The organism is Portibacter lacus, assembly GCF_021533215.1.
In the GTDB taxonomy this organism is placed as follows: Bacteria; Bacteroidota; Bacteroidia; order Chitinophagales; family Saprospiraceae; genus Portibacter; species Portibacter lacus.
Genome location: NZ_JAJNKA010000002.1, coordinates 388070 through 412105 on the forward strand (window position 1 = coordinate 388070; position 24036 = coordinate 412105).

23 protein-coding genes are annotated in these 24036 nt (G+C 36.2%); 7 read left to right on the top strand and 16 right to left on the bottom strand.

Going from position 1 to position 24036, the window contains the following annotated elements; translation table 11 throughout:
- The first annotated feature begins 166 nt into the window (after positions 1-166).
- A complete protein-coding gene (locus L2586_RS04090; protein WP_235291515.1) occupies positions 167-808 on the top strand; it encodes a DUF2490 domain-containing protein in 642 nt (213 codons plus the stop codon).
- A gap of 197 nt (positions 809-1005) precedes the next feature.
- Here L2586_RS04090 and L2586_RS04095 read toward each other — a convergent pair whose 3' ends face one another.
- From L2586_RS04095 to L2586_RS24770, 10 genes are all read right to left on the bottom strand, one after another.
- Positions 1006-1407 (bottom strand): DUF6855 family protein, encoded by a 402-nt coding sequence (locus L2586_RS04095; protein ID WP_235291516.1) that lies wholly within the window; start codon positions 1405-1407, stop codon positions 1006-1008.
- Between the two features lie 142 nt (positions 1408-1549).
- On the bottom strand, positions 1550-2560 hold the full coding sequence (locus L2586_RS04100) for a WD40/YVTN/BNR-like repeat-containing protein (RefSeq protein WP_235291517.1): 1011 nt from the start codon (positions 2558-2560) through the stop codon (positions 1550-1552).
- Positions 2561-3001: 441 nt separating this feature from the next.
- On the bottom strand, positions 3002-5452 hold the full coding sequence (locus L2586_RS04105; RefSeq protein WP_235291518.1) for a TonB-dependent receptor: 2451 nt from the start codon (positions 5450-5452) through the stop codon (positions 3002-3004).
- On the bottom strand, positions 5406-6566 hold the full coding sequence (locus L2586_RS04110; protein ID WP_235291519.1) for a sensor histidine kinase: 1161 nt from the start codon (positions 6564-6566) through the stop codon (positions 5406-5408). The genes L2586_RS04105 and L2586_RS04110 overlap by 47 nt, the downstream gene beginning before the upstream one ends.
- A 3-nt stretch (positions 6567-6569) precedes the next feature.
- The gene (locus tag L2586_RS04115) at positions 6570-7604 is read right to left on the bottom strand and encodes a DUF3089 domain-containing protein (protein WP_235291520.1); all 1035 of its coding nucleotides are present in this window, start codon (positions 7602-7604) and stop codon (positions 6570-6572) included.
- A 17-nt stretch (positions 7605-7621) separates the two neighbouring features.
- A complete protein-coding gene (locus L2586_RS04120; protein WP_235291521.1) occupies positions 7622-8788 on the bottom strand; it encodes an O-succinylhomoserine sulfhydrylase in 1167 nt (388 codons plus the stop codon).
- Positions 8789-8865: 77 nt separating this feature from the next.
- A complete protein-coding gene (locus tag L2586_RS04125) occupies positions 8866-10665 on the bottom strand; it encodes a tetratricopeptide repeat protein (protein ID WP_235291522.1) in 1800 nt (599 codons plus the stop codon).
- Between the two features lie 156 nt (positions 10666-10821).
- Positions 10822-11307: an energy transducer TonB gene (locus L2586_RS04130; RefSeq protein WP_235291523.1), complete on the bottom strand. Its 486-nt coding sequence runs from the start codon at positions 11305-11307 to the stop codon at positions 10822-10824.
- Between the two features lie 144 nt (positions 11308-11451).
- Complete coding sequence (locus L2586_RS04135; protein WP_235291524.1) at positions 11452-12378, bottom strand: energy transducer TonB; 927 nt, start codon at positions 12376-12378, stop codon at positions 11452-11454.
- A gap of 11 nt (positions 12379-12389) precedes the next feature.
- Positions 12390-12686, bottom strand: coding sequence for a VanZ family protein (locus L2586_RS24770; protein WP_394804396.1), 297 nt, complete (start codon positions 12684-12686; stop codon positions 12390-12392).
- Here L2586_RS24770 and L2586_RS04140 point away from each other — a divergent pair.
- The gene (locus tag L2586_RS04140) at positions 12604-12810 is read left to right on the top strand and encodes a hypothetical protein (RefSeq protein ID WP_235291525.1); all 207 of its coding nucleotides are present in this window, start codon (positions 12604-12606) and stop codon (positions 12808-12810) included. The two genes, L2586_RS24770 and L2586_RS04140, sit on opposite strands and share 83 nt — an antisense overlap.
- Here the strand turns inward: L2586_RS04140 and gcvH are convergent.
- From gcvH to L2586_RS04155, 3 genes are read right to left on the bottom strand one after another with little or no spacing between them, the layout of a single operon-like run.
- Complete coding sequence (gene gcvH, locus L2586_RS04145; protein ID WP_235291526.1) at positions 12799-13188, bottom strand: glycine cleavage system protein GcvH; 390 nt, start codon at positions 13186-13188, stop codon at positions 12799-12801. The genes L2586_RS04140 and gcvH overlap by 12 nt on opposite strands.
- A gap of 8 nt (positions 13189-13196) precedes the next feature.
- Positions 13197-14504 (bottom strand): citrate (Si)-synthase, encoded by a 1308-nt coding sequence (locus L2586_RS04150; RefSeq protein ID WP_235291527.1) that lies wholly within the window; start codon positions 14502-14504, stop codon positions 13197-13199.
- 58 nt (positions 14505-14562) lie between these two features.
- Positions 14563-14967, bottom strand: coding sequence for a hypothetical protein (locus L2586_RS04155; RefSeq protein WP_235291528.1), 405 nt, complete (start codon positions 14965-14967; stop codon positions 14563-14565).
- A 113-nt stretch (positions 14968-15080) separates the two neighbouring features.
- Between L2586_RS04155 and L2586_RS04160 the strand changes: the two genes are divergently transcribed.
- From L2586_RS04160 to L2586_RS04180, 5 genes are all read left to right on the top strand, one after another.
- Positions 15081-15656 (top strand): DUF3109 family protein, encoded by a 576-nt coding sequence (locus tag L2586_RS04160; RefSeq protein ID WP_235291529.1) that lies wholly within the window; start codon positions 15081-15083, stop codon positions 15654-15656.
- 185 nt (positions 15657-15841) lie between these two features.
- A complete protein-coding gene (locus L2586_RS04165; protein ID WP_235291530.1) occupies positions 15842-17962 on the top strand; it encodes a peptidylprolyl isomerase in 2121 nt (706 codons plus the stop codon).
- 278 nt (positions 17963-18240) lie between these two features.
- A complete protein-coding gene (locus tag L2586_RS04170) occupies positions 18241-18882 on the top strand; it encodes a toxin-antitoxin system YwqK family antitoxin (protein WP_235291531.1) in 642 nt (213 codons plus the stop codon).
- Positions 18872-19906 carry a type IX secretion system protein PorQ gene (gene porQ / locus L2586_RS04175; RefSeq protein WP_235291532.1) on the top strand — a complete coding sequence of 345 codons (1035 nt, stop codon included), beginning with the start codon at positions 18872-18874 and terminating at the stop codon, positions 19904-19906. Before L2586_RS04170 ends, porQ begins: the two co-directional genes overlap by 11 nt.
- Positions 19907-20162: 256 nt before the next feature.
- Positions 20163-21047: an AraC family transcriptional regulator gene (locus tag L2586_RS04180; RefSeq protein ID WP_235291533.1), complete on the top strand. Its 885-nt coding sequence runs from the start codon at positions 20163-20165 to the stop codon at positions 21045-21047.
- 31 nt (positions 21048-21078) lie between these two features.
- On the opposite strand, the gene L2586_RS04185 is transcribed toward L2586_RS04180, so the two are convergent.
- The 3 genes from L2586_RS04185 to crtD are packed head-to-tail and all read right to left on the bottom strand — an operon-like array spanning position 21079 to position 23872.
- Positions 21079-21762 (bottom strand): hypothetical protein, encoded by a 684-nt coding sequence (locus L2586_RS04185; RefSeq protein WP_235291534.1) that lies wholly within the window; start codon positions 21760-21762, stop codon positions 21079-21081.
- Between the two features lie 9 nt (positions 21763-21771).
- Complete coding sequence (locus L2586_RS04190) at positions 21772-22407, bottom strand: carotenoid biosynthesis protein (RefSeq protein WP_235291535.1); 636 nt, start codon at positions 22405-22407, stop codon at positions 21772-21774.
- Positions 22397-23872 carry a 1-hydroxycarotenoid 3,4-desaturase CrtD gene (gene crtD, locus L2586_RS04195; protein ID WP_235291536.1) on the bottom strand — a complete coding sequence of 492 codons (1476 nt, stop codon included), beginning with the start codon at positions 23870-23872 and terminating at the stop codon, positions 22397-22399. The genes L2586_RS04190 and crtD overlap by 11 nt, the downstream gene beginning before the upstream one ends.
- Between the last annotated feature and the right edge of the window lie 164 nt (positions 23873-24036).

Below are 24036 nucleotides of genomic sequence, written 5' to 3' on the forward strand. Positions count from 1 at the left end.
GTGGTTTTTCTCGCACTGAATTACCACAAAACTAAGCTCACATTGATGTTCAGAATTAAAGCAACAATTACACTTCACAAAAAAAACTTAAATAAAGCTTTTAAAAAGTGCAACAAAATATATTTTAGCACATTTATTTATCTAATTGTTTGATCAAAATATAAAAATGAGGTTATTTCTTTTAGCAATACTTATAACGGTTTTATCTACAAATGCTCATAGTCAAGAGAGTGAAATTGGGAACTGGATGATTTATATCGGAAGTAAGAAAATCGATTCTAAGTGGAACTGGCATCACGAAGTACAATATCGAAACTACAATGCTATAGGTGACCTCGAACAACTTTTGCTGAGAACGGGTATCGGATATAATCTTTCCGAAAACAACAATAATTTACTTGCTGGATATGGATTTATAAGAAGTGAAAACTACATGGACGGGCAAGAAGAGAAGGTGATCGTCAATGAGCACCGGATCTACGAACAGTTTGTAACGAAGCAAAAGTTCAAGTTCATGTCCGTTCAGCATCGGTATCGATTTGAACAAAGAATTGTAGAAGAAGATTTCAAGATGAGATTCCGATACTTTCTATCTCTTGGTATTCCATTAAACGATGATTTTTATGTTTCCCTGTATAATGAGATTTTCTTAAATGTTAGTGAATCTCCTTTCGATCGAAATCGGGTGTACGGTGGACTGGGATATCGATTAAATGATGTAATGCGCTTTGAATTAGGGTATATGAACCAGCTTTTCGGTGCCAGTAGTCGAGATCAAGTCAACATTATAGCGTTTGCCAATTTTTAAAAGTGGTTCGCAAGCCAAGACTTATAAACCTGATATTTTTAGAAGAGCCATTCGGGATTGAGAAATCGGTTGAGAATAGAACAAGGAACAAAGTTAGGAATCATTGACTTTTAAACGTCTAATAGAGCCTAAAGCTTCAGCCCGAAACTTTTCATCATCTCAAATTCCCCTCCTAAAAGTGACGCTTTAAATTCAATTTACTTAGCTCGCATCCGATTGTTACGCTTATTGTGCTCCACTTCTGCAAGTCCAAGTTCCTCTAATAATGGTGGAAGATACATCCCAACTCTACCTCTGAAATTTTTCTTTAATCCATACCAGCCGCCTATTGGGTTTTCTGGTGACCGTCCCCAAAACTCAACAGTTCCTTCTTTTGCTTCGGCTTTTTCATCTTTACTCCCTAGCAAAACCCAATCGCCATGCTCTTTTAGCATTTGATGCATATCTTCAATAATTCTAGCATCATAATGTAAGATTGTTTTACCCACTGTACAGACTATTATTTCGCGTCCATCTTTCTCATCGATATACATTTCATATTCTGAAGATTGAGGTGGTGTCTTCAGTTTCCAAGGATTATCTTTTGTTCTTTTTTCCATGAGATCTGGATTTAATAAGTGACTTGATTTCTAAAAATAATATATGTACAACAATTAACAAACTCGATTTTCCAAAAAAACTACACTTTTCTCTTTCCCATTATTGCTGACCTAAAAGTGTCGCGTTGAGCTTAAGCTTTTTTTACTTAAAGACCAATTTGCTGACTCTGCCATTTCCACCAGCATACGCAGTATTCCCATCCATAAATCGAAGGGTATAAAATCCTTCATCACTTAAGTGCATCCATGTTTCCCCTCCATCTGAAGAATAATCAATCCCTTTGAAGCCAATTGCCACGACTCCTTTTCCTGCAGAACCCGGAACAAATTGAACACAACTTCGATATCCGGGAGATAGACCATCAGCTAGAACCGACCATGTCTTACCACCATCTTTAGTTTTTATCTTATTTGCTATAGCAGCTTCAGGCTTAGTGTAGTCTCCTCCGATAGCAATTCCAACTTGCTCATCATAAAAATCTACCGAATACATTCCTGTAGTTGGTGTTCCTTGGATGATCGGTGTATCATAAACTTGCCATGACTTTCCTTTATTAGCAGAATAAAGAATCCTACTAGCCATCCCACCAGTTGCAATCCAAGTATGATTCCCTATCGTTTTAATATTCGTATCGCTTGCCGCAAAAGCCGCTTCACCGCCTACTGCTTCAGGTAGGTTTTTACACTCCACTTTCTTCCAGGTTTCTCCCCCATCTCTTGTAATAATGATACTTATACAATCTTCAGTAGGATCTCCCATAGCAATCCCTTCTTTCTCATTCCAGAATGTCATCGCATCATAAAATGCCTTTTCATTGTCCTCTCTATAAACTACGTTCCCATTTTTATACAATAGTGCTGGAGAAGCAATACCTAATGAAAATACCCCTTCCTTGGTGATCGCGAGTGATCTAAAATTTGGCTTAAACAACGTATCAGAAGAAAACAACTCAAACTTGCCTTGATCTTTTTCCTTAATCATTACTCGAGCATCTGATGTCGCAATTATAATTTTACTATCAGAAATTTCTAGTGCTCTAACATTGACCGTAGAATCTAATACTACATCTTCTATCGATACAGAAGTAAATGTTTCTTGTGCAGAAATAAAATTGTGAAGGCAAATAAATAGGACAAAAATCAGTGTTCTCATATGTAGAGCTTATTTGAAATAATAACGTAAGATAAATCAAATGCCTTACAATTTTAATCATGAATATTATTCAGCATTCTCAGGTACAATAAGTTAATTCATTTCTTGTTAAATAATTGGATAAAAAGTAAAAAATGAGAACCTGCTTAATACTAATTTTCACATTCAGTTGCATCTTTTCACAAGCAAAAGCACAGTACTCCCCAAAATCCAAATCATTAAAAGTTAGTTCAGGAGTTTATTTCCTTGGTTCAAGTGATATCCTTATGCCAAAAATTGTCAATATTCGCGCTATCATTCAGCCCTATTATAATGAAGACATTTCCAGTGGTATTTCAATTGGGTTTATGGGAAGGTGGTAAGAAATTCTAGCTATACTCTAATAATCCGCATATATTCATGTTTATACGTCATACTAAAATATAATTGAACTAAGAACCTTTAAAACTTTCCTCGTACGGCAGCGATAACATTGAACCCAGAACCACTTACACCTGAAGCAAATGGCGTGTATTGCTTGTCCAAAATATTTTCTATTCCTAGCTGAAATGTATAACTACCGATCGAATAATCTGTATACAAATTGAAGATCGTCCAAGGCAAAGCGCCTTCCGGAGTGGCATATTCTGGATTATCAGAACTTCCACCATATAATTCAACAGGTTTCATACCATTATACTGGCTCAATAATGTAAAATTCCAGGCCGTCCACGAATACTTAAGCTGAGTCTTTCCATAAACAGGAGGGATATGCGCTAGTGGTTCGTTGATACCTCCTAAGATTTCACCTTTCACATAACTAATCGAACTCGTCAGGTCCAAGCCTCTCATTAATCTGTATTTTAGATTAAGTGAAACACCGTAAAGTTCCGCATTTTCCGCATTCACGTTGCCTTCTACATTATAAGTTTTATCTCCATCCGAAAAAGTAGTACTGCCATCAGGTAACATAAAATCTTGGCGAACGATAGCATCTGATAATCGCGTATAGAAAAAGCTTCCAGAGACTAAACTTCCTCGACCTAAATTCCTATTGATATTAATTTCTGAGTTAATCGACCTTTCCGCTCCTAGTGAATTGTTCGGCACCAATGCATTTCCATTATTCACTCTTAGCTTTCCAATATCATCCACATTAGGCGCTCTAAAGGCAGTCGCTGCAAGAAATCTAATCGTCCAGTCTTGAGTGGGTTTCCAATTCATTCCCGCAGACCAACTTACTGAACTATTAGTCGAAGTTACGCCGTCATAGAAAAACGAGGGCCACTGAATCGGATCCGATTCTAGATATTTCACTTTTGTAGTATAAGAGGAGAATCTTACTCCGCCATGGAATACAAAAGTTGAATCTTCAGACTCATTCACATATTGAGCATAAGCTCCTAAGATATTCATACTCGAGCCTCCACTTGGATATCTCGTGAAAACATTGTCATTCCTGTCACCCGTGTTGATATTCTCTTCATAAGCTATCGAGTTAACAAGGTTATAATTTGCATCAGCTCCATAGTAAAACATATGCGTTCTCTTCTTTCTAATTTTCTTGCTGATATCTATGGTTAATGCATTTACACCTACGGATTCTATACCGGTTGTTCTCAAATCAGAATTAAATCCTCGTGTGATTCTTGATTCTTCTATATTTTGACGTGAAGCAATAACGATGAATTCATCCATCCAAGCCCTTTCTTCAGTCCACTTATACTTTAAGCTTGCCAGCCCTCTTTTCTGAGGACCATAATACCATTCCGCGAATTCAAACTGGTCTCCATCTAACAAAACTAATTGATCATATCTCGGTATATCAGATGACGCCGAATATTGCAGATTAGCGGTAAGGTTCATCTGATCGTTAATCTGATATCTGATTTTCTGTAAAAAATCGAACTGCTTATATCCCGTTCCTACCTGAACATTTTCATTCTCATTCTGAACAATCACATCTTCATTGTTGGATCGAGACTGATAGCTTGGTCTCTTAGCAAAATCTGGATATTCACCCGTTCGGTTAGCCCCCATTCTTAAGTCTCCAAAATCAGAATAAGAAATACTCGTTAAGCTTCCCCACTTTCTAAGTCCAATGTTAACATCAGCATGGACTGATTTCTCGTTACTTGCACTTCCATATCTCGCATAATAATTACCAAATACATTGGCGCTCTGATCTTTTCGCAAATTCAACATCGGTTCTTTCGTACGAAAATGAACCACACCACCTAAGGCATCACTACCATACATTAGAGACGAAGGACCATAAATGACTTCCATCTGATCTAGAATCGCATTATCAATGGTGATGGCATTCTGTAAGTGGCCGTTTCGGTATATCGCATTGTTCATTCTTACTCCATCGACAACGAGTAGAACCTTATTAGCTTCAAAACCTCGAATAACTGGACTTCCACCTCCCATCTGACTTTTCTGAATGTACACATCAGCATATCTTGCCAAGGCATCTACCGAAGTCTGTGGATTAGAAGAAGCAATTTCTTTGCTCTGAACGGCATCTATTTTCTGCAAAAAGTCTTCAGATCTGATATCATTTCTACCTATCAGAACTACTTCTTCTAGAATTTCATTTTTAGGCTGAAGAGTCAACTCAATAAGACTCTTTTCAATCAATGAAAGATCTACACTTATAGTCTCGAAGCCTAAATATTTAAAAGTAAATTCATCGTTTTGAAATTCTAGGGGAATGGAAATATTCCCTTCTAGATCAGTGGTGGTCGCGAAAGAAAAATCGCCATTGTAACATTCCACACCCACTAAAGTAGCTCCCTTATCATCGTATACAACAACAGCTTTCTGGCTGAATAACGCAACAGATAATAAAACGCAGAAGATACTACAAAGAAGCTTTTGGCAAGTTAATCTGGAATGTTGTGCCTTCATTCAATTTAGAATTTTTTACAAAGATTTTCCCTTTGTGATACTGCTCAATGATTCGTTTTGCAAGAGATAATCCTAGTCCCCACCCTCTTGTTTTCGTAGAATATCCTGGTCTGAAAACGGTTTTTTGCTTGGATTCAGGAATACCTTTTCCTGTATCGCTTAGCAAGATAGTAACGTTATTCGAATCCGAATGCACTTCCGCTGAAATTTCCCCTTTACCTTCCATTGCATCAAGGGCATTACGCATCAAGTTTTCAAGTACCCATACAAAGAGATGCTTATTCACATTCACGTAAAGTTCTTCAGGTTGTGATTCTGGAAATCTAAAACTCACATTCCTAGATGCTCGTTTCTCCATGTACTCTTTGGTTTCATTGAGAATATCATAAATTCCATATGTCTTAAGCTTTGGTTCCGAGCCAATTTTAGAGAAACGATCTGCAACTAAGTTAAGTCGATCCACATCATTCGCCAGCTCATCTAATATTTCGAGTTGATCCGTTGTTATATTCTCATCAATTTTCAAGTGCTCTAACCAGCCAATGATTGCAGAAATAGGAGTTCCTAACTGGTGTGCCGTTTCTTTTGCCATTCCTGCCCAAACTCGGTTCTGTTCTTCTCTTCGCGAAGCTGAAAAAACAAGGTATCCCAGCAAAATGAATATGGCGACAAGTAAAAACTGAACGATTGGATAAAGCCGAATAAGGGTATAAAGTCTAGAGTAATTCAGGTATATAATTCTAGAATATCCTGAACCTTGAATTGGATCGAAACCTCTATTCTTAGACTTTTCTATTTGTTTAATCAAAAACTCTTGGTCTAGAAGCTTTTCCTCTGGGAAATTATATCCTTCTAATGCACCATCTTCATCTTCTAATACTATCGGAACGGTATTATTCTTTATTATTTCATCTACGATAGTGAAATCTGCGTTTAAATCATCATTTTCATATGCCTCGCTTAACGCTAAAGCAAATAGCTTCACACTTTTCAGCTCTTTCTCACCGAGTTGCTGTGCTAAATAATAAGAATAAAATGAGGTGATGACAACGATGATCATTCCGAAAATTGCTAGAAGAATTCGCCACTTAGACCTCGATTTATATAACTCCATTTACTAATTTTCCTTATCTAAATATGCTTTCACTCTATCTTGAACATTCTCCCGAATGTCTGCATAAAATAGGTTGTAGTCTGCTATATGGTAATTCTTAAAGGTCAAAAATACACTGCCTCTGAATTTAGGTTTGGTAACCCATAGATGATCCTCGTACACTTGAGCGTCAGCTATGCCTGGTTTTACTCCTTTATTAAACTTAAAAAGCACCGTTCCTTTGTTTTCTTCTGCTGGTACTAATGTCGTATCAGTTGACCAGCTTAATGGATTGGTAACCACTATATCACTGCCAGATTCGTGCCATGCTGGAAGATAACCTCTTTGATATGATCTCCAGGTTACAAAGCATCCTGTTTCATCAGCACTTTCACAAGCAGGGATTGTTGGAAAACTACTTTTCCTCACTGGCATTCCGATCAGATAAGCTGCTACTAATTGTTCTTTTAGCGGTTTGCCTTCGAAAAATTCATTCATTAATTGGATGGCATGAATCGTACCTTGGCTATGAGAAGCAATGATAATCGGTCTACCATTATTCAAGTTTTTCAAATAATACTTGAATGCATTTCGAATGTCTTGATAAGCTAGTTTCATCGCTTTCTTCGCATCTGCTTTCTTTTGCTCGTCCTCATTGTAGAAAACGTAAATGTGGGCTTGTCGATATCTAGGTGCATAAACTTTAGCAGCGCCATTGAAAACACTGGCTTGAAACAGAATGGTACCATTATCGGTCTTTTCATTAAGCTCTTCATCATCCAATTCCGCATTCCACTCCGTATTTCCTTTTTCTCGGGTATAAGAAGTTGGATGCAAGAAAAACACATCTACATCTGCTTCATCTTGGTGATCTTTATAAATATCTCCAGGTGTTCGATCTGCATTATCCTTCTTTAAAGGAGAAGCTGCCCAATACTTTAAATCACTATAATCAGGAGCTCCTTTATCACTAATAGGCTCAAAAACGCCTTGTGGAATTTTAGGCACTGAGGTACATGCCGTTAATAATAAAAGCAAAACAAATAATCTCATTTTCATAAAACGGAGTACTTTCCCTATATATTGGTCAATGCTTGGAGAATATCTGATGAAATATCGTCTATATGCTCTAGACCCACAGAAATTCGAATTAAACCTGGTGAAATTCCGAGTTCCATTCTTTCTTCCTCTGTCAATTTTCGATGTGTCGTAGATGATGGATGAGAAGCAATACTTCGTGTATCTCCCAGATTAGCAGTTAAGGAAAGCATTTGTAGTGCGTTCAGAAATTTGCGACCACCATCTAATCCTTTTTTAAGATCAAAAGTAACGATAGCACCACCTTGACTCATTTGCTTTTTCGCAATTGCATATTGTGGATGTGATTCTAAAAAGGGGTAATTAACTTTCTCTATTTCTTCATGACCTTGCAGAATACTAGCTAGTTTGCTTGCATTTTCACAATGCCGATCCATTCGAACGGCTAGTGTTTCAAGACTTTTACTTAATACCCACGCATTAAATGGGGACAAAGATGGTCCCGCACTTCTTACATAATTAAAGACCTTTTCCACGATCTCTTTTTTGCCCGCAACTAGTCCTCCTAATACTCTTCCCTGACCATCGATAAACTTAGTAGCAGAATGACAGATGATATCCGCTCCATAGCTCGCAGGTTTCTGCAAATAGGGCGTTGCGAAACAATTATCTACATTAAGTAGAAGATTGTGCTTTTTGCACCATTTAGAAATGTTCTCCAAATCGTAAATATGAAGTCCTGGATTAGATGGAGTTTCAAGAAAAAGCATCTTGGTGTTCTCTTGAACCGCTTCTGTCCATTCTTCTACGCCTTGAGACGGATTAAGAAAAGTATATTCTATTCCAAATCCTTGGAGGTAATTCTCCATCATTTTATAAGTAGAGCCGAAAACCGCTCGAGATACTAATAAGTGATCGCCACATTTTAAGAAAGAAACGAAACTTGCGAAGATGGCAGACATTCCACTTGCTGTGGCAACTGCATCCTCAGTTTCCTCTAAGGCTGCCATTTTCATTTCGAATTCTCTAACACTAGGATTCGTAAATCGACTGTAGATATTACCTTCTTCGTCACCAGCGAATACATCACGCATCTGCTCAGCCGACTCATAAGTAAAACTAGATGTTGGGAATATCGGAGTACTGTGCTCTCGATGCTGTGATTTAGCTGTTTGCAGTCTTATTGCCTTGGTCTCGAATTTCATATGAACGGTAAAGGTAGGATTATGACGGTTAACTTTTTAATGACCACCAATTTTTATTTGCTTTACTTCATTATCATCTACTGGACTTGGTCCCCTCTAAGTTTTCTGTAACGCTTTCGCGCCTCAACAGCATAGGTACTATTCGAAAATTCGATGAACAATTTTTCATACAATTCCATTGCCTTTCCCGTATCATTTAATTGAAACTCATAAAGCTCAGCTAATTCATAGATGGAATTATCTGCTCTTATTTCCTCTGGATGTAAAGTGATCACCTCATTGTATGCTTTTACAGCAGCATCATAATTTTTTCTTGACTTAAATATATTAGCTTCTAAATACAGAATGTCATCTCGTAATGGATGCGCAACATACATAGTTTTGATAGAATCTAGCTTTTCTATCGCTTCATCATATTTGTTTTGAAAAATAAGCAATTCCGTTTGAGCATACATTTCTAAAGGTTCCACGATAGAATCTGTTCCCATATTATCAAGTATGAAGACACTTCGATCTATTGCATCATTAGAAATCAACTTAGATGTCGAGGCTTTCAGGATATCGAACTGTGCTTGTGACCATTCGAAATCACCATTATAATAGCTTAACAATGCATTTTTAAACCTCGCTTTTTCGCCCCAGAAATCTTCCCTGAAATCCTTATCTACTTGCGAATATAAGAGTGATGCTTCCCAAATGTCTTCGGTCATCAAGTAATAATCACCAAGGTTAAGTTTCGCACTTGCTAAGATATACTTGTTCATTCCTTGAAATGAAATCAATGAGTCTAACAAGGATATAGCACCCGGAAGGTTGTCCAGATATTCTGCTTTTAATTTTGCTAATTCTATGACCAAAAATGCCGACTGAGTATTCAGCCCTAGTCTGTCGATAAATTCCGTATATTCCTGCTCTAGCTCAATAATATCTTGCTGCGTATAATCAAAATTACTAGTAATCAACTTCCGCTTATTCGCTAATTTCTCTCTCTTTGCTTCGAAATAAAAAGGAGATGTTTGATCTTTTTCTTCTAGTAAATACTCAAAGGCTTCGATGGCAGTAGGATAATCACCAGCATTCGAGGCAACTTGACCTAAATTATACACTCTTATTCCTGTTTCAGAAAGTCTTTTGTCTAGTGCCTTAGCTTGTCTAAGTGCCCGCTTATAATCCTTCTTCTGGATAAAGGACCATTGTAGTAGTTCTGTATATTCGATTACATCTGGGTATTCCTGAACATTGGCATATAAATTCTTCAGTAATATTTCTAAATCTTCTGAATCTAGATTCCGCTGAAAAATAGTCTGGACAGTGGTCATTCGTTCTGGCCGCTCTGCAATACTAAGCAGGTAGTACTTGATCATTTTATCCTTATTCCCATTTCTGCGATATAGATCTCCAAGATTATAAGCGAATGATTCGCCTTTCTTAATGAGTTGACTGCCTCTTTCATAAACTTGAATAGCATAATCATATTTAGCAAGGCCTATGAAAGCATTCCCGAGCTGAGTCACAACTGCCCTTGATCCATTTAATCTGCTTATTGCATTTTCGTATTGTTCTTTAGCTTTATCTTCTTGCTGCAATCTCTCATAAAGATTTCCGAGGGTAACATAGAGATGTAAGTCGTTAGATCTTTTCTTCAGTTGCTTCTTGATCGCTTTTTCACTTTCTTCATAATCTTCTAAGGAAAGTAGACAATTGATATATCGATTAAAATAGTAACTATTAGACTTAGATTTCTCGAAAAGTTGCTTATACATTTCAGCAGCTTTTTCGTATTCTCCAGTATTGTAATATTGATTAGCTAAACGGGTATCTTGGCTGAAAACAATATTAGAAATGCAAATGAAAATAAAAATAAATAGGTACTTCATACTTTGTGTTTCAGACTTATGTACTTACAACGAAAATGAAAGGTAAAAAGTTATATTGAGAAAGATATAAGGAATTATTTCTTTGTCAATTTTTTAACGTTGCGTAAAAACAACGCAATCCGTACGTGTAAGTCTCTCTTTATAAAAAGCAATAGGCTATTTCTTCTTCAGTCGAAAAGTTACAGGAAGTGTATAAATACAGGAAACATTTTCACCGTCTTTGCTTCCTGGAATCCATTTTTCCGTAAGATCATTCATTCCTTCTACCATCGAAGCTGCTGAATCTCCGCATCCGCCAGCAAGATCTCTTACAATTTTAACATCTGTAACAGAGCTATCACTTCTAATTACAAAAGAGACTACTGCCATTCCTTCAATTCCCTGCTTAAGAGCATCTTCAGGATAAACAAGATTTTCACTTATGTATTCAAATAATTTATCTGAAGCACATCTTTTTCTGTCTTGTTCAGATCCTTCTAATTCTTCACAACCAGGAAATCTTGGCATTTGCTCTACAACTTTATATACCTGATCATTGCTCCAGTCTTTCTTCGCAACCAAAGCTTCGCTTTCTGTTGCTCCACTCTGTGCAAACATTGACATAGAAAAGAATAAAAAAAGAGATAAGTAACAATATTTCATGGTAGTCTATTTTTTATAAGTTCTGTAGTTATTTATATATAACGATAAAGAAAAGCATTTCTAAATTGAATAGAAAATTCTTGGTATAAAAAAAGGGTTGCTTCGAAATCCGAAGCAACCCTTTATATCTTTAAGACTGGTAACTTAGTCTTGTAATTTAAATCTTACTGGTAAAGTATATAATACCTTTACGTTTCTACCTCTCTGCTTACCTGGCGTCCATTTCTGCGGTAGATTATTCATACCTTCTACAACAGATAATGCTGATTCACCACATCCTCCTTCTAGGTTTCTAACGATTCTAGCGTCAGCAACAGATCCATCTTGTTCTACAACAAACTGAATTACTGCCATACCTTCTATACCGTTCTCCCTTGCGATTGCAGGATACTTAAGATTTTTGTAGATGTACTCTAGCATTTTGCCTTTCGCACACTCTTCTTTTTCTTTATCAGTACCTGAAATATTTTCACATCCAGGGAAACGAGGCATTTGCTCTACCACTTTAAAGATCTCCTCCACTTCCGGTTCTGGTGGTGGTGGCGGTGGTGGTGGTGGCGGCGGTGGTGTATCATCTACGACCACTTCTGGCTCATCAATAATAGTTTCTTCAGTGATGTCTGTATCTTCGAATACAGGTTCATCTTCTTCTAAAATTTCCTCTTCCGGTACCTCCTCAATTACGGGCGGCGGCGGCGGTGGTGGTGGTGGTGGCGGTTCTGCCGTTCTAGGAGGAATCTGTTCTATTTCCTCATCGAATTCCAGAGCGTTATCTGGTATAAATACTTGTTCTTCGTAAGAAGTCCAGCTAAATGCGAGTAAAGCAATTAAAACAGCAGCAAGAGCGCCGTACTTAAATGCAGGTCCTGTGTAATTAAAAACATTTACATCAGGATACTTATTATTCGCTTTTAGTGGAGAGTCCCAAGTTTTGCCACTATATTTTTCAGTTAAGCGCCCATCAGCTTTTGATCTGAGAGCTGCTCTAAGTACCTGAACAATAATAATAGTCAAAACGACGAAAGCAAGTATCGCAAGCAAAACGTTCGATCCTGTTAATGCGATATCCATATGCTAAAATTTTAATGTTTAACTTTTAATAATAGTACTCCGACTAATGATCCGATAATATTAGCAATAATATCTAACATGTCAAAGGATCTTGACGGTGAAAGATAATATTGCATAACTTCCATTAATATTCCATAAAAAATGGGAACACCTAATATGAACACATAATACTGATAGCTTTTTACTTGTTTGTCAGACAAATAACTGCCTATTAAAAAAGTATATATGGTATATAGTAAAATGTGTGCAACCTTATCTAAAGGAATCCCTAAATCAATCGAAATTCCTGGAACATTAGAGCTCGGCATTAAAGACAAAATTGCAATTATAATTGTCCAAGAAACAACTATAAATATATTTTTTCCCAAAATTTTAAAGAACATTTTATTACTAGATGCAGGTGAAGATAATTTTGGTGTATTACCCAACTAAATTTTTATATCCTTCTGCGTCCATTAATTCATCTAATTCAGATTCATCAGCGATTTCGATCTTGATTATCCATCCATTTTCATATGGATCTTCATTGATTACAGAAGGATTATCTCCTTCATTCTCATCTATTTCTGAATTAAACTCGATTACTTTTCCACCAATTGGCATAAATAAATCAGATGTTGTTTTCACTGCTTCTACCGTACCAAAAATTTCATCTTTCTCTATAGATTCTCCTACTGTTTCAACTTCTACATAAACTAGGTCTCCTAGTTCTCCTTGTGCAAAATCAGTAATTCCAATCGTTGCGATGTTTCCATCGACTTTTACCCACTCGTGTTCTTTCGAGTATTTTAAATTATCAGGTATATTCATTGCTTTAATTAATCGTTTTTTACAAATTCTTTAATCCACTCAGAAGTTACTGACTTTGGTCTTTCTAAAGAGAAACCAAGTGCTCTGGACCATGTTGTGGCTGCTAATACTCCTAATGCACGTGACACACCAAAAAGTACCGTGTAATATTGATATTCAGATAAACCATAATGAACTAAAATTGCACCAGAATGTGCATCTACATTCGGCCAAGGATTAGCTACTTTCCCTAATGAATCTAAGATATCTGGAACAACATCAAATAAGTCCCATACAATCTGCACATGGTCTGAATTTTCAATAAATTCTTCTGCAAATTTTTTCTGTGCGATAAATCTTGGATCTGGTTGTCTTAATACTGCGTGTCCATATCCCGGAATTACTTTTCCACTATCTAATGTTTTCTGAACATAAGCAGCAAGTTGCTCTTTCGTTGGTTTAGAAGTTCCTAATTCTTCTATCAGTTCTAATATGAATTTAAGAACTTCTTGATTCGCTAATCCATGTAGTGGCCCAGCTAAAGAATTCATACCTCCAGCAAATGAGTTATAAACATCACTCAATGTTGAATTAATTAAGTGAACAGTATGCGCTGATGCGTTTCCACCTTCATGATCTGCGTGAATCGTAAGGTAAAGTCTCATAAGACTTTTGAAGTCTGCTCCTTCTATTCCTAACATGTGAGCGTAGTTTCCAGCCCAGTCTAGAGAAGTATCAGGTTCTATATGCTTTCCGCCATGAAAACTTCTTCTATATATATAAGCAGCGATTCTAGGCAATTTCGCTATAAGATTCATCGAATCCTCATAACTAGCGTCCCAGTAATCATTCTTAGACATTCCTTCTGCATATCTTTTAGCAAAAATAGACTCCGTCTGCAAAGACATGATTGCAATATTAAATTGTGTCATCGGATGTGTATCCTCAGGTAACGCCTCTAATACTTTACTTGTGTGTGCTGGTATATAAGCTCGTTTCTCCCATTCATCACTCAACCACTCAACATCTTTCTGAGATGGAATTTCATCCACAAGCATTAACCAAAACAGTCCTTCTGGAAGTGGCTGGCTATCACCTTTTCTTGTAGGTAGTAATTCTTTTAGTTGTGGAATGGAGTATCCTCTAAAACGAATTCCTTCTATCGGATCCAATTGTGAAGTTTCCCACACCATACTTTTCACACCTCTCATTCCTGTAAGCACTTGCTTCAGGTTTACTTCACCTACTTTTACATCTCCTTTTTCTTTCCTTAGAGCTTTAAGCTCTTTCATTAAAACTTGTGACTTTTCGAAAAACTTCTTCTTTAATGGATCCATTCTTGTTTTTATAAATTAAAATATATTACTTATTCAAGGGAAATTGCATAAGATATGTTCACTGATTTATCCCATATTGTGCATCTAATAAATCATCCTTACTTGCATTCTCTGCTCTTAATGATTTAATTCTTTTTGCGTTTTCTGTACGCGCTTTCGCCTTGTATGTTTTCCAATGTGCTTGTTGCTCTTTGCTTAACAACATCTTAATTGAATTTTCAGCACCTGAATAAACAGCTCTACGTTTTGCTCTAAAAGCTGATTCATCCGTTTTCTCTAATTCTGAAATAGCTTCTAAGTCACTGTATTTCCTAATAATGATCTTAGAAAGTTTCGCCCTTTGAGAATCCTCAATTTTCAATTCTTTTGTGAACAATTCCATCTCTGTGCTAATTCGAGATTCTTGTGCAAAAACAAATGAAAAACTGAAAACCAAAAAAATTAATACTAGTATTCTCTTCATGACGCCAAATTAATGATTAAGAAACAAATTTTACTCCCTGCAGATATATTTTTATTTCCTTTATATGTGAAATTCAATTTAAACAACTTATCATTATCTATTACCTTTGGATTATGATTAATATAGAAGACAAGTTAATAAGTGATGATATTGTTCAGAAAAACTTTGTTTGCAATTTAGAAAAATGCAAGGGTGCTTGCTGCTGGGAAGGTGATTTCGGTGCACCATTAACCTCTGAAGAAATTTCAACGATCTCTGAAAACATAGACCATTTCTCTGCTGACTTACCAGAACGTAGTCAAAAATTCTTAGCCGAGAAACCATTTCACAACTTATATAATAATGATGAGTTCGAAGGAACTGGACTCCACGAAGATGGTGCTTGTGTTTTTCTGACTACTGAAAATGGGATTTCTATGTGTGGAATAGAGAAAGCCTATAACGAAGGCAAAATTCCACTTCGCAAACCCATTTCCTGTCACCTATACCCTATCAGAGTCAAAAAAGATCCTCATACTGGTATAATTTTCATGAATTATGACAAATGGGAAATCTGTAGTGATGCTTGCAATTTAGGAGATGAGTTAAAAGTTCCTGTTTATCAATTTGCGAAAGAGGCCCTAATCAGAAGATTCGGGGAAGATTTTTATGAGCAATTAGACCACCTAGCTCAACATTTAGAACAATAAATATTAATACAACTTTTATACATTTGCAAATGTATGGTATAATATTTGAAAATTACCTCAAAGACGTTACCTTTGCGGAGCTTTTTCAAAAAGTAATAAAATCTAAAGCCAGAAAAGCAAACTGGCTTGGAAATCAATAATTTAAATAACTGCAATGTGCAGTCGAACTATAATTTAAACATCAAATGGCATTAATAGGTAAAATAAGACAAAACTTCTGGTTTGTGCTGATCGTGTTGGGGCTTGCTCTTGCTGCTTTCGTTATTATGGACATGACTTCTGCTAACAGAGGGAGTGCAATGAATCCTACTATAGGAACTATAAACGGAACAAAAATCAATGCACAAGAATTTTCAAGAACTGAAAGTATTCTTTCTCAAAATTCTCAAATCCAAGATGCGAATCAAAGAAGAGAAAATCTATGGAATTATTTTGTAGACAAGTCTATTGTTGAAGACGAAACGGAAGAATTAGGACTTAATGTTTCTTTTGAAGAGCTCATGGATCTTCAATTTGGTCAAAATCTTAGCCCTATTATTCAGCAAAGTTTTTACAATCCAAATACAGGACAAGTTGATCGTCAACAATTGTCTCAAATTCAAAATGCAATCACAACGAATACTGGATTAACACCAGATTTCAAAGCGTTTTGGGCAGTACAAGAAGATCAAATTATTGCAAATCAATTGCAAAACAAATTGACTAACCTTGTTTCTAAAGCTGTCTACACTCCAAGCTGGATGGTAGAGCAAGAATACAAGCAAAGTAATACAAGAGCACAAGTTGCTTATGTAAAAATCCCATTTGATGCTGTAAGTAATGACGCGGTAGAAGTAAGTGATAGCGATATTAAAGATTACATGAACAAGAATAAATCTATGTTCACTTCTAAAGAGGAAACTAGAATAGTTGATTATATTTCATTTCCTGTACTAGCAACTTCTAGAGACTCTGCAGCAATTTTTGCAGATATGACAAGAAGAGCTGATGAATTAGCAAATACAACTAGCGACTCTATATATGCAGTAAATAATGGTGGTGACAAACCAACATTGTATTATGCATTGGATGACTTACCAGCTCAATTACAAGACAACATTGGTGACCTTGAACTAGGTCAAACTTATGGTCCATATATTGACAATGGTGTATATTCTGCTGCTAAAGTAGTAGGAAGACAAGTTATTCCTGATTCAGTAGAAGCTAGAATTATCGTTCGTCAAGCTTTATCTTCTAATCCTACACAAGTTGAAGATGCTCAGGATTACATAGATAGTTTAAGAACATTAATCGTGAATGGAACTGCAGATTTTGATTCTTTAGCCATTCAGAATTCACAAGATCCAAGTACAGCTCAGAGAGGTGGTGACTTAGGTTACCTAACACAAGGAATGCTTCCTTCTCCACTTGATGATGTATTATTTTTAGAAGGAAACATAGAAGGGCTTTATGAAACAAAAACGCCACAAGGCATCTTTTTGATTCAAATCACTGATGTTATCCAGAGAAATAGAGATGACAAGTTCAGATTAGCATATATTAATACGAGAGTTACGCCTAGTCAAGAAACACAGGATAGTGTACTTGATATCGTAAATGACTTTTTAAGTGAAAACAGAACTTTAGAAGCAATTACTTCTGCTGCGAAAGCACTTAACTTAAATGTTAGAACTTCTGCTCCTTTAGATCAAAATGCTTATCAAGTAGGAAATCTTGGATCTAGCCAGAGCTCAAGAGACATGGTTAGATGGGCATTCGATCAGTCTAACGAAGAAGGGGATGTTGCTCCTGATTTCTATAGCTTTACTGATCCTGTAGATTACTACACTAATAAATATGTAGTAGTAGGATTAAGAGATATCGTACCTGCTGGAATGCAGACTGTGGAATCTGCTAAAGATGAGTTGATGCCATTAGTTAGAAACTTAAAGAAAGGAGCTAAACTAAAAGCTGAAATCTCTGGTACAGACTTAAATGCCATCGCATCTAAATACAACACGAGTGTAGATACATTATCTGCTGTAACAATGGCTAGTTCTTCTATTCCAGCAATAGGAAATGAACCAGAAGTAGTTGCAGCAATATTTAAAGCTGGAGAGAATAATGTAAGTAGCCCTATCGTAGGAAATAGTGGTGTATATGTGGTTAAACCAATCGCAATTGCTACTCCTGGCGCTGTCAGCAATGTTGGATCTCTTAGAAATTCAACTACTTTAGTGAACAGAGCTAAAGTTGGACAAGGACTAATAGAAGGCCTTAAGAAGAATGCAAAAGTAGAAGATGGTAGATTCGGATACGGATTCTAAACTTCTATCTTAAGAAATATAAAAAGGGTGATGGCATATGCGATCACCCTTTTTTCATCATAATACAATTGATCAAGCAATCTACTGAGATGCGAAAAGCAGAAAATAATTAAATTTATTGTTCTGTAGATAAGGTAAACTTATGGTTGCTTCTTATTATTTTCAGGTCAATTTTTTGCTGCTTTGAATCAAAGGATTGTATTGTTTTAAAAAATTAATAGAACCAACTTTAAGAGCATACGTTTTTAAATTACTCTAACGTTTTATATTTAATACAAATGAAAAAAACTGTTTTCTATATCTTTTCCCTTCTTATTTTGCTTTCATGTGGAAAGCGGCTCATAGAAATAGAGGTCAAAAATGACGATGGAATTGTTATTGAGAAGTATTATTTAGATAAGGATTCATTGAAATTCGGTACTTATACGTCCTTTACAGAAGATGGTAATTTATTCGAGGAAAGCCATTTCAAAAAAGGCACTCTTGATGGTGAGCGATTGATCTATTTTCCGAATGGAGAAGTAGAAATTCAAGAGCACTATGTTAAGGGTGAAATAGATGGATTATATCGTACCTTTTACGAAAATGGGCAGGTCAACTTGGAAGCGAATTATGTAGCTGGCAAAATGGAAGGCGTTGTTAAACGTTATTACTCTTCAGGTGAAATTTTAGAGGAAGTAACATTTGTAAATAATGAAGAAAATGGCCCATTTAAAGAATATTATAAAAACGGCCAAGTGAAGTGGGAAGGAGCCTATAAAGATGGCGATAATGAATACGGAACGATCAACAGTTACAGTGAAGAAGGAGAATTAATTAAAAAAATGGAATGCGGAAAGTATGGTGGAGAATATATCTGCCAAACAGTATGGACGAAAGAGGAAGGTGAAAAAGAACTGGTATTAAAATATGAGGAATAGTTTTACACTTTTAGTAATGTACTTGTTTTCTGGGAGCTTATTAGCTCAGGTAGGAGGCGAGCACATCTATGAATTCCTAAATTTATCTCCCTCTGCAAGAGTTACTGCACTAGGCGAGTATCAAGTCAGTGTCTATGACGACGATGCTAATCTTGCGTATATGAACCCTGCTGCACTAAATGAGCAAAGCCATAGTCAACTTAATTTCAGCCAGACTTTTCATTTCACAGACATTACCAATGGCTACTTCTCCTATGCTCATTTTATTAAAAAACACAATATTTCATTTCACGGCGGTTTACAGTATATCAATTACGGTGATTTCAATTTAACAGATGAATACGGCCAAATATCCGGGACTTTTAAAGTGGGTGAACAAGCACTAACATTAGGAGCGTCTAAGGCTTTGAATGAAAATTATTCGGTAGGAAGTAATGTTAAATTTATCTTCTCAAGCTTTGAATCTTATCGATCTGCGGGTATGGCATTAGATCTGGGTGGCATGTATCATCAGGATGAGAAAAAGTTTTCAGCAGGATTCGTTATCAAAAACATTGGAACCCAATTCACTGCGTATGATATAGAAAGAGAACCGCTTCCTTTTGACGTAGTAGCTGGAGTTAGTAAGCAACTGGCTCACCTACCTTTAAGGTTTTCACTTATTGCTCATCACCTGCATAGGTGGAACATCACTTATGATGATCCGAATCTAGAAAACAATAGATTATTTACGAATTCCTTTGCTGTAGGCCTAGACAACTTCTTTAGACACTTTGTAATCAATGGAGAGTTCTTATTAGGTAAAGGAGGTCCATTGAGATTGCGTTTTGGATATAATCATTTTCGCAGAAGAGAGTTGACATTGACAGATTTTCTATCCTTCGCTGGTTATAGTGGAGGCTTCGGAATCAAAGCTAAAAGATGGCGAGTGGACTATGGATTTAATATCTACCACTTGCACGGAAGTGTTCATCACCTCAGTTTCGGGACTTCATTAAACTCGTTCAAGAAGCAAAAGATATAAGATGAAGCTTTTTTATAGGTCGATTTAGTTATATTATAAGACACTCATTTGATTTGACCCATATCTAAAGTTATCGTGAAAAATTAGCTTATTTATTTCTTCTTTAGTGCATATGAATTTGTCTCTTTTATGACCACTAAATAAGCTTTATCACAATCTTCATTATATGAAAAGAAAAAGGATGAATTTTATTGGTATAAAATTTAGAATTAAACGTTATTAGTCCACATAATATTAATAATGCAAAAAAGTAAAAATGGATAGTGATGCTATTCAAGATGGTTTTCTAGGTCAGCGAGTTGTAATCATTCCTAAACAAACTAGGAAGGAATTAAAATCTAACGTGCTCACTGCACCTTTTTATATTACGGATATAGGGCGTTATCCTAAAGCTATTCATCACCTCAAAGAGAGAAGAAAAGGATGCAATCAGTATATATTTATTTATTGTACTAGTGGCAGAGGATGGGTTAAAATCAAAGGTGAACGAATAACGATTTCTCCGAATGAATTTATCATTATAGAAAAAAATACGCCGCATCAGTATGGAGCTTCAGAGAAAGATCCTTGGACTATTCTTTGGATGCATTACACTGGACACCTTTCAGATGCTTTGTTTGAAAGGTATAATGAGATGAATCAAACAGTACATGAAGTACCATTTTTAAACGAGCGTATCAAAGTATTTGATCAAATATTCGAAGTGCTAGCAGAAAATTATAGAGCGAAAGACTTAGAATATGCTTGTCTACTTTCACTGAATTTTATGTCTTCCTTTATTTTCAATAAAGTAGATAAACACAGCCATAATTTCAAGAAAAATAACTTAGTACAGGATATCATCAACTTCCTCAACCAGAACATGGACAAAACGCTTAAGTCTGATGATCTAGCACATAAGTTTCACTATTCCGTATCTCACATTCTCTCAACATTTAAGAAGAATACAGGCTACCCTCTTTTTCAGTTTTTCAACATGAAAAAAATACAAAAAGCATGTGAATATCTCAATTATACAGACTTAAGTATTAAGGAAATAAGTTTCAAACTTGGTTACCAAGATCCTTTGTATTTTTCGAGAGTTTTCAAAGGTCAAATGGGCGTTTCACCTCGACAGTATAGAGCTGAACAGTTCGATTAAGTGATAAGATGAAGTATTTATTTTTTTATGCTTATTCCTCGGAATCCCTGAATAACTTCTCATCCCATATTACAAACCTGGAAAACATTTCTTCTTTGTACCAATTCAGAGCTCTTGTTTTCTTAATCATCTCTGTGTGACTTGGATTGTTGTAAGCGTATGCTTTCATATGGTCTAGTGATTCCCACACCGAAAATGTAGCCTGTAGAATAAGTGGCCACTCTCCGAATCCTTTAGCATAACTCAAGCCTTCATGATCCTTAAGTGTATAAGAAACTCGCGGTACATTTTTCCAAAATCTCAAAGCGAGCTTAGGTTTTATAGTTGCTCTCGTAATGATCGCAATCTTAGCCGCCATATCAGGATTTTCAACTACTTTCATAGGATTAGAACCGCCCCAGTTCCCATGAGTGCTAATACAATGCATGAAATAAGATCGATGCTCGATACTATTCTTAGTGTATTTCTTCATGACATCACCTTCATAAAAATCTACTGCATCTTCTTCTTTTTCAAAAACAGTTACCAAAGCATAGGTTGAAAAATCAGGCTTCAAAGAAAATCCATTCTCACCTCCAACTCCCATTGCTCGCCAGAACTGAAGACCATCCACCTTCGAGAACATTAATGGCGGAAGTCCCATTCTAGTGAAAGCCTTCCACTTGGCTCTAACTTTATGGTATGTGAAAAATGATACGAGTGTCGTTTGACTCATAGATTTATATTAAAAGAAGACGAAAACCAGAAAGAAAAGTGTAAAAGCAAGCAGAATATTAGTTGCGAGTACCCCATTCCCTTTAGGGTTAAATTTTTGAAATAGAAAATTCGCTAAAAAGCCAAAAGCAAACCAAGATATATAATTTCTTAGTGGAATGATTCCGTTCTTAAACTCCCAAAAGTCGAAGCGAGGAGCTACAAGTTCTATCAATACATCAAATGTTACCATGATCGCAGCGGCAATTATAGATGATAAGGTCAAATTTTTAGTAATCCTTCTCGAAATATTCGCACTACAATATGTTAAAATTGCCCAGTTAATACCGATAAACCATGGAACACCTAATACCTTAGGTCCTAAATTCTCCCCATAAGTATAATCTCCGAAGAAAAAACCATAATTGACACCTAAAATTTCAGCAATCATCCCAATTGAAAAAGGAATGACCAATGGTAAAAGTCTTTCGGCTTTCCACTCTTCGACCCATAATATGACAAACAATGACACCGCTAAGTTGACAGGAGTGAGAGAAATAAACCACTCCTCATATCCCATCAAAATCCCTATCATCCCAGAAACATGGAATAACCAAACTAGAAAAATGGAAATATACAAAGCGTTAAACTTCAAGTTACTTATCATATAGAATCAATTCAGAAGTTATTTTAGCGGATAATAAACACAGCGGAATTCCGCCTCCCGGATGAACACTTCCGCCACAGAAGTATAAATTCTCAAACCTACTTGAAAAATTAGGATGGCGTAAAAATGCTGCAAATTGGTTATTACTAGCTGCACCATACAAACTCCCTTGGTAGCTTTGTGTTCGACTTTCTATACTTCGAGGATCAAGTATTGATTCACTTACAATCAAGGGTCCAATTTCTTCTCCCAGTTGATTCGACAGTTTCTTGATAATATTTGCACGTGTTCTCTTAATGATTTCATCCCAATCTTGATCCATATTGCCTGGAGCATTGACCATCACAAACCAATTCTCACATCCTGATGGAGCATCTTCCGGGATATCCTTAGCAGTAATATTCAGATAAACAGTGACATCATCTCCTATAGTTTGCTTATCAAAAATGTTCTTAAATTCACGGTCATAGTTATTGGCAAAAAAAATGTTGTGTAAGTCGAGCTCTTCAAAATTTCGATTGATCCCCCAGTAAAAAATTAATGCCGAACTAGACCTCTCTTGTCTCAACACTTTTTCCGGTGCTGGATAGCCTTTTAATAATTTTCGATATGTCGGAACGACATCCATGTTGCTGACCACGATGTCTGAAAATATTTTTTTATTCTCCACGATGACACCTTCCGCTTTGTTTGAATCATCGATCAGGATTCTATTGACCTTGGAATTAAGATGCAATTGAACACCCAGTTTTTCCGCTAGCGAAACCAGTGAATTGGTTATAGAAATCATCCCTCCTTTAGGGACAAATGTTCCATAATGATTCTCAAGATGTGGTATTAGACTCATTATTCCTGGTGTCAGGAAAGGAGATGAGCCGTTATAAGTGGCGTATCGATTGAACAACTGAACAAGCAATGGATTCTTAAAGAATTTTTCGTTCTCTTGATTCAAATTCCGATGGATACCTAAGGTAGGCATTGCGACAATTCCCTTTAAGGTATCAAGGCTTAAGTAGGTCTTGGCTTTATGCAGTGATTTATTTAGAAATAAATTCTTAGTAACATCGTATTTTTTCTTGCTTGATGCCAGGTAGGCACGAATGGAATTCTCCTCTTCATTGAAAGTTAAAGCTGCCTTTTTAATATAATTTTCTTTATCTGCATAAGCGGTAAATCGAGTTCCATCCTCATAATAATATTTGCAAATAATCTCCTTCTTCTCATATGCGAAATATTGCTCCATGGGCACCTCACATAAGTCAAATAATTCCTCTATAAACTGAGGCATTGTAAATAAAGATGGCCCTGCATCAAATCTGAAATCGCCCATTATAAATTCAGAAATCTTTCCTCCGTAATAATCGTTCGCCTCATATACATGAACAAGGTTCCCCGCTTGCTGCAAGCGAATAGCTGTTGCAAGGCCAGCAATCCCAGAACCAATTACTACTATACTTCTATTCATCGTGAACAAAGGAGAATTTAGCCATTAAATTTTAAAGAAAATTAACAAGATTAGACAGAAAAGGTTTTTAGCGGTGGTACTTCCGAAAGCATAATTAGAGAATAGATATTCACTTTAACTTAGCGTTTCGTAGTGTCTTTTTATGTCAATGTTAGATAAAGGGT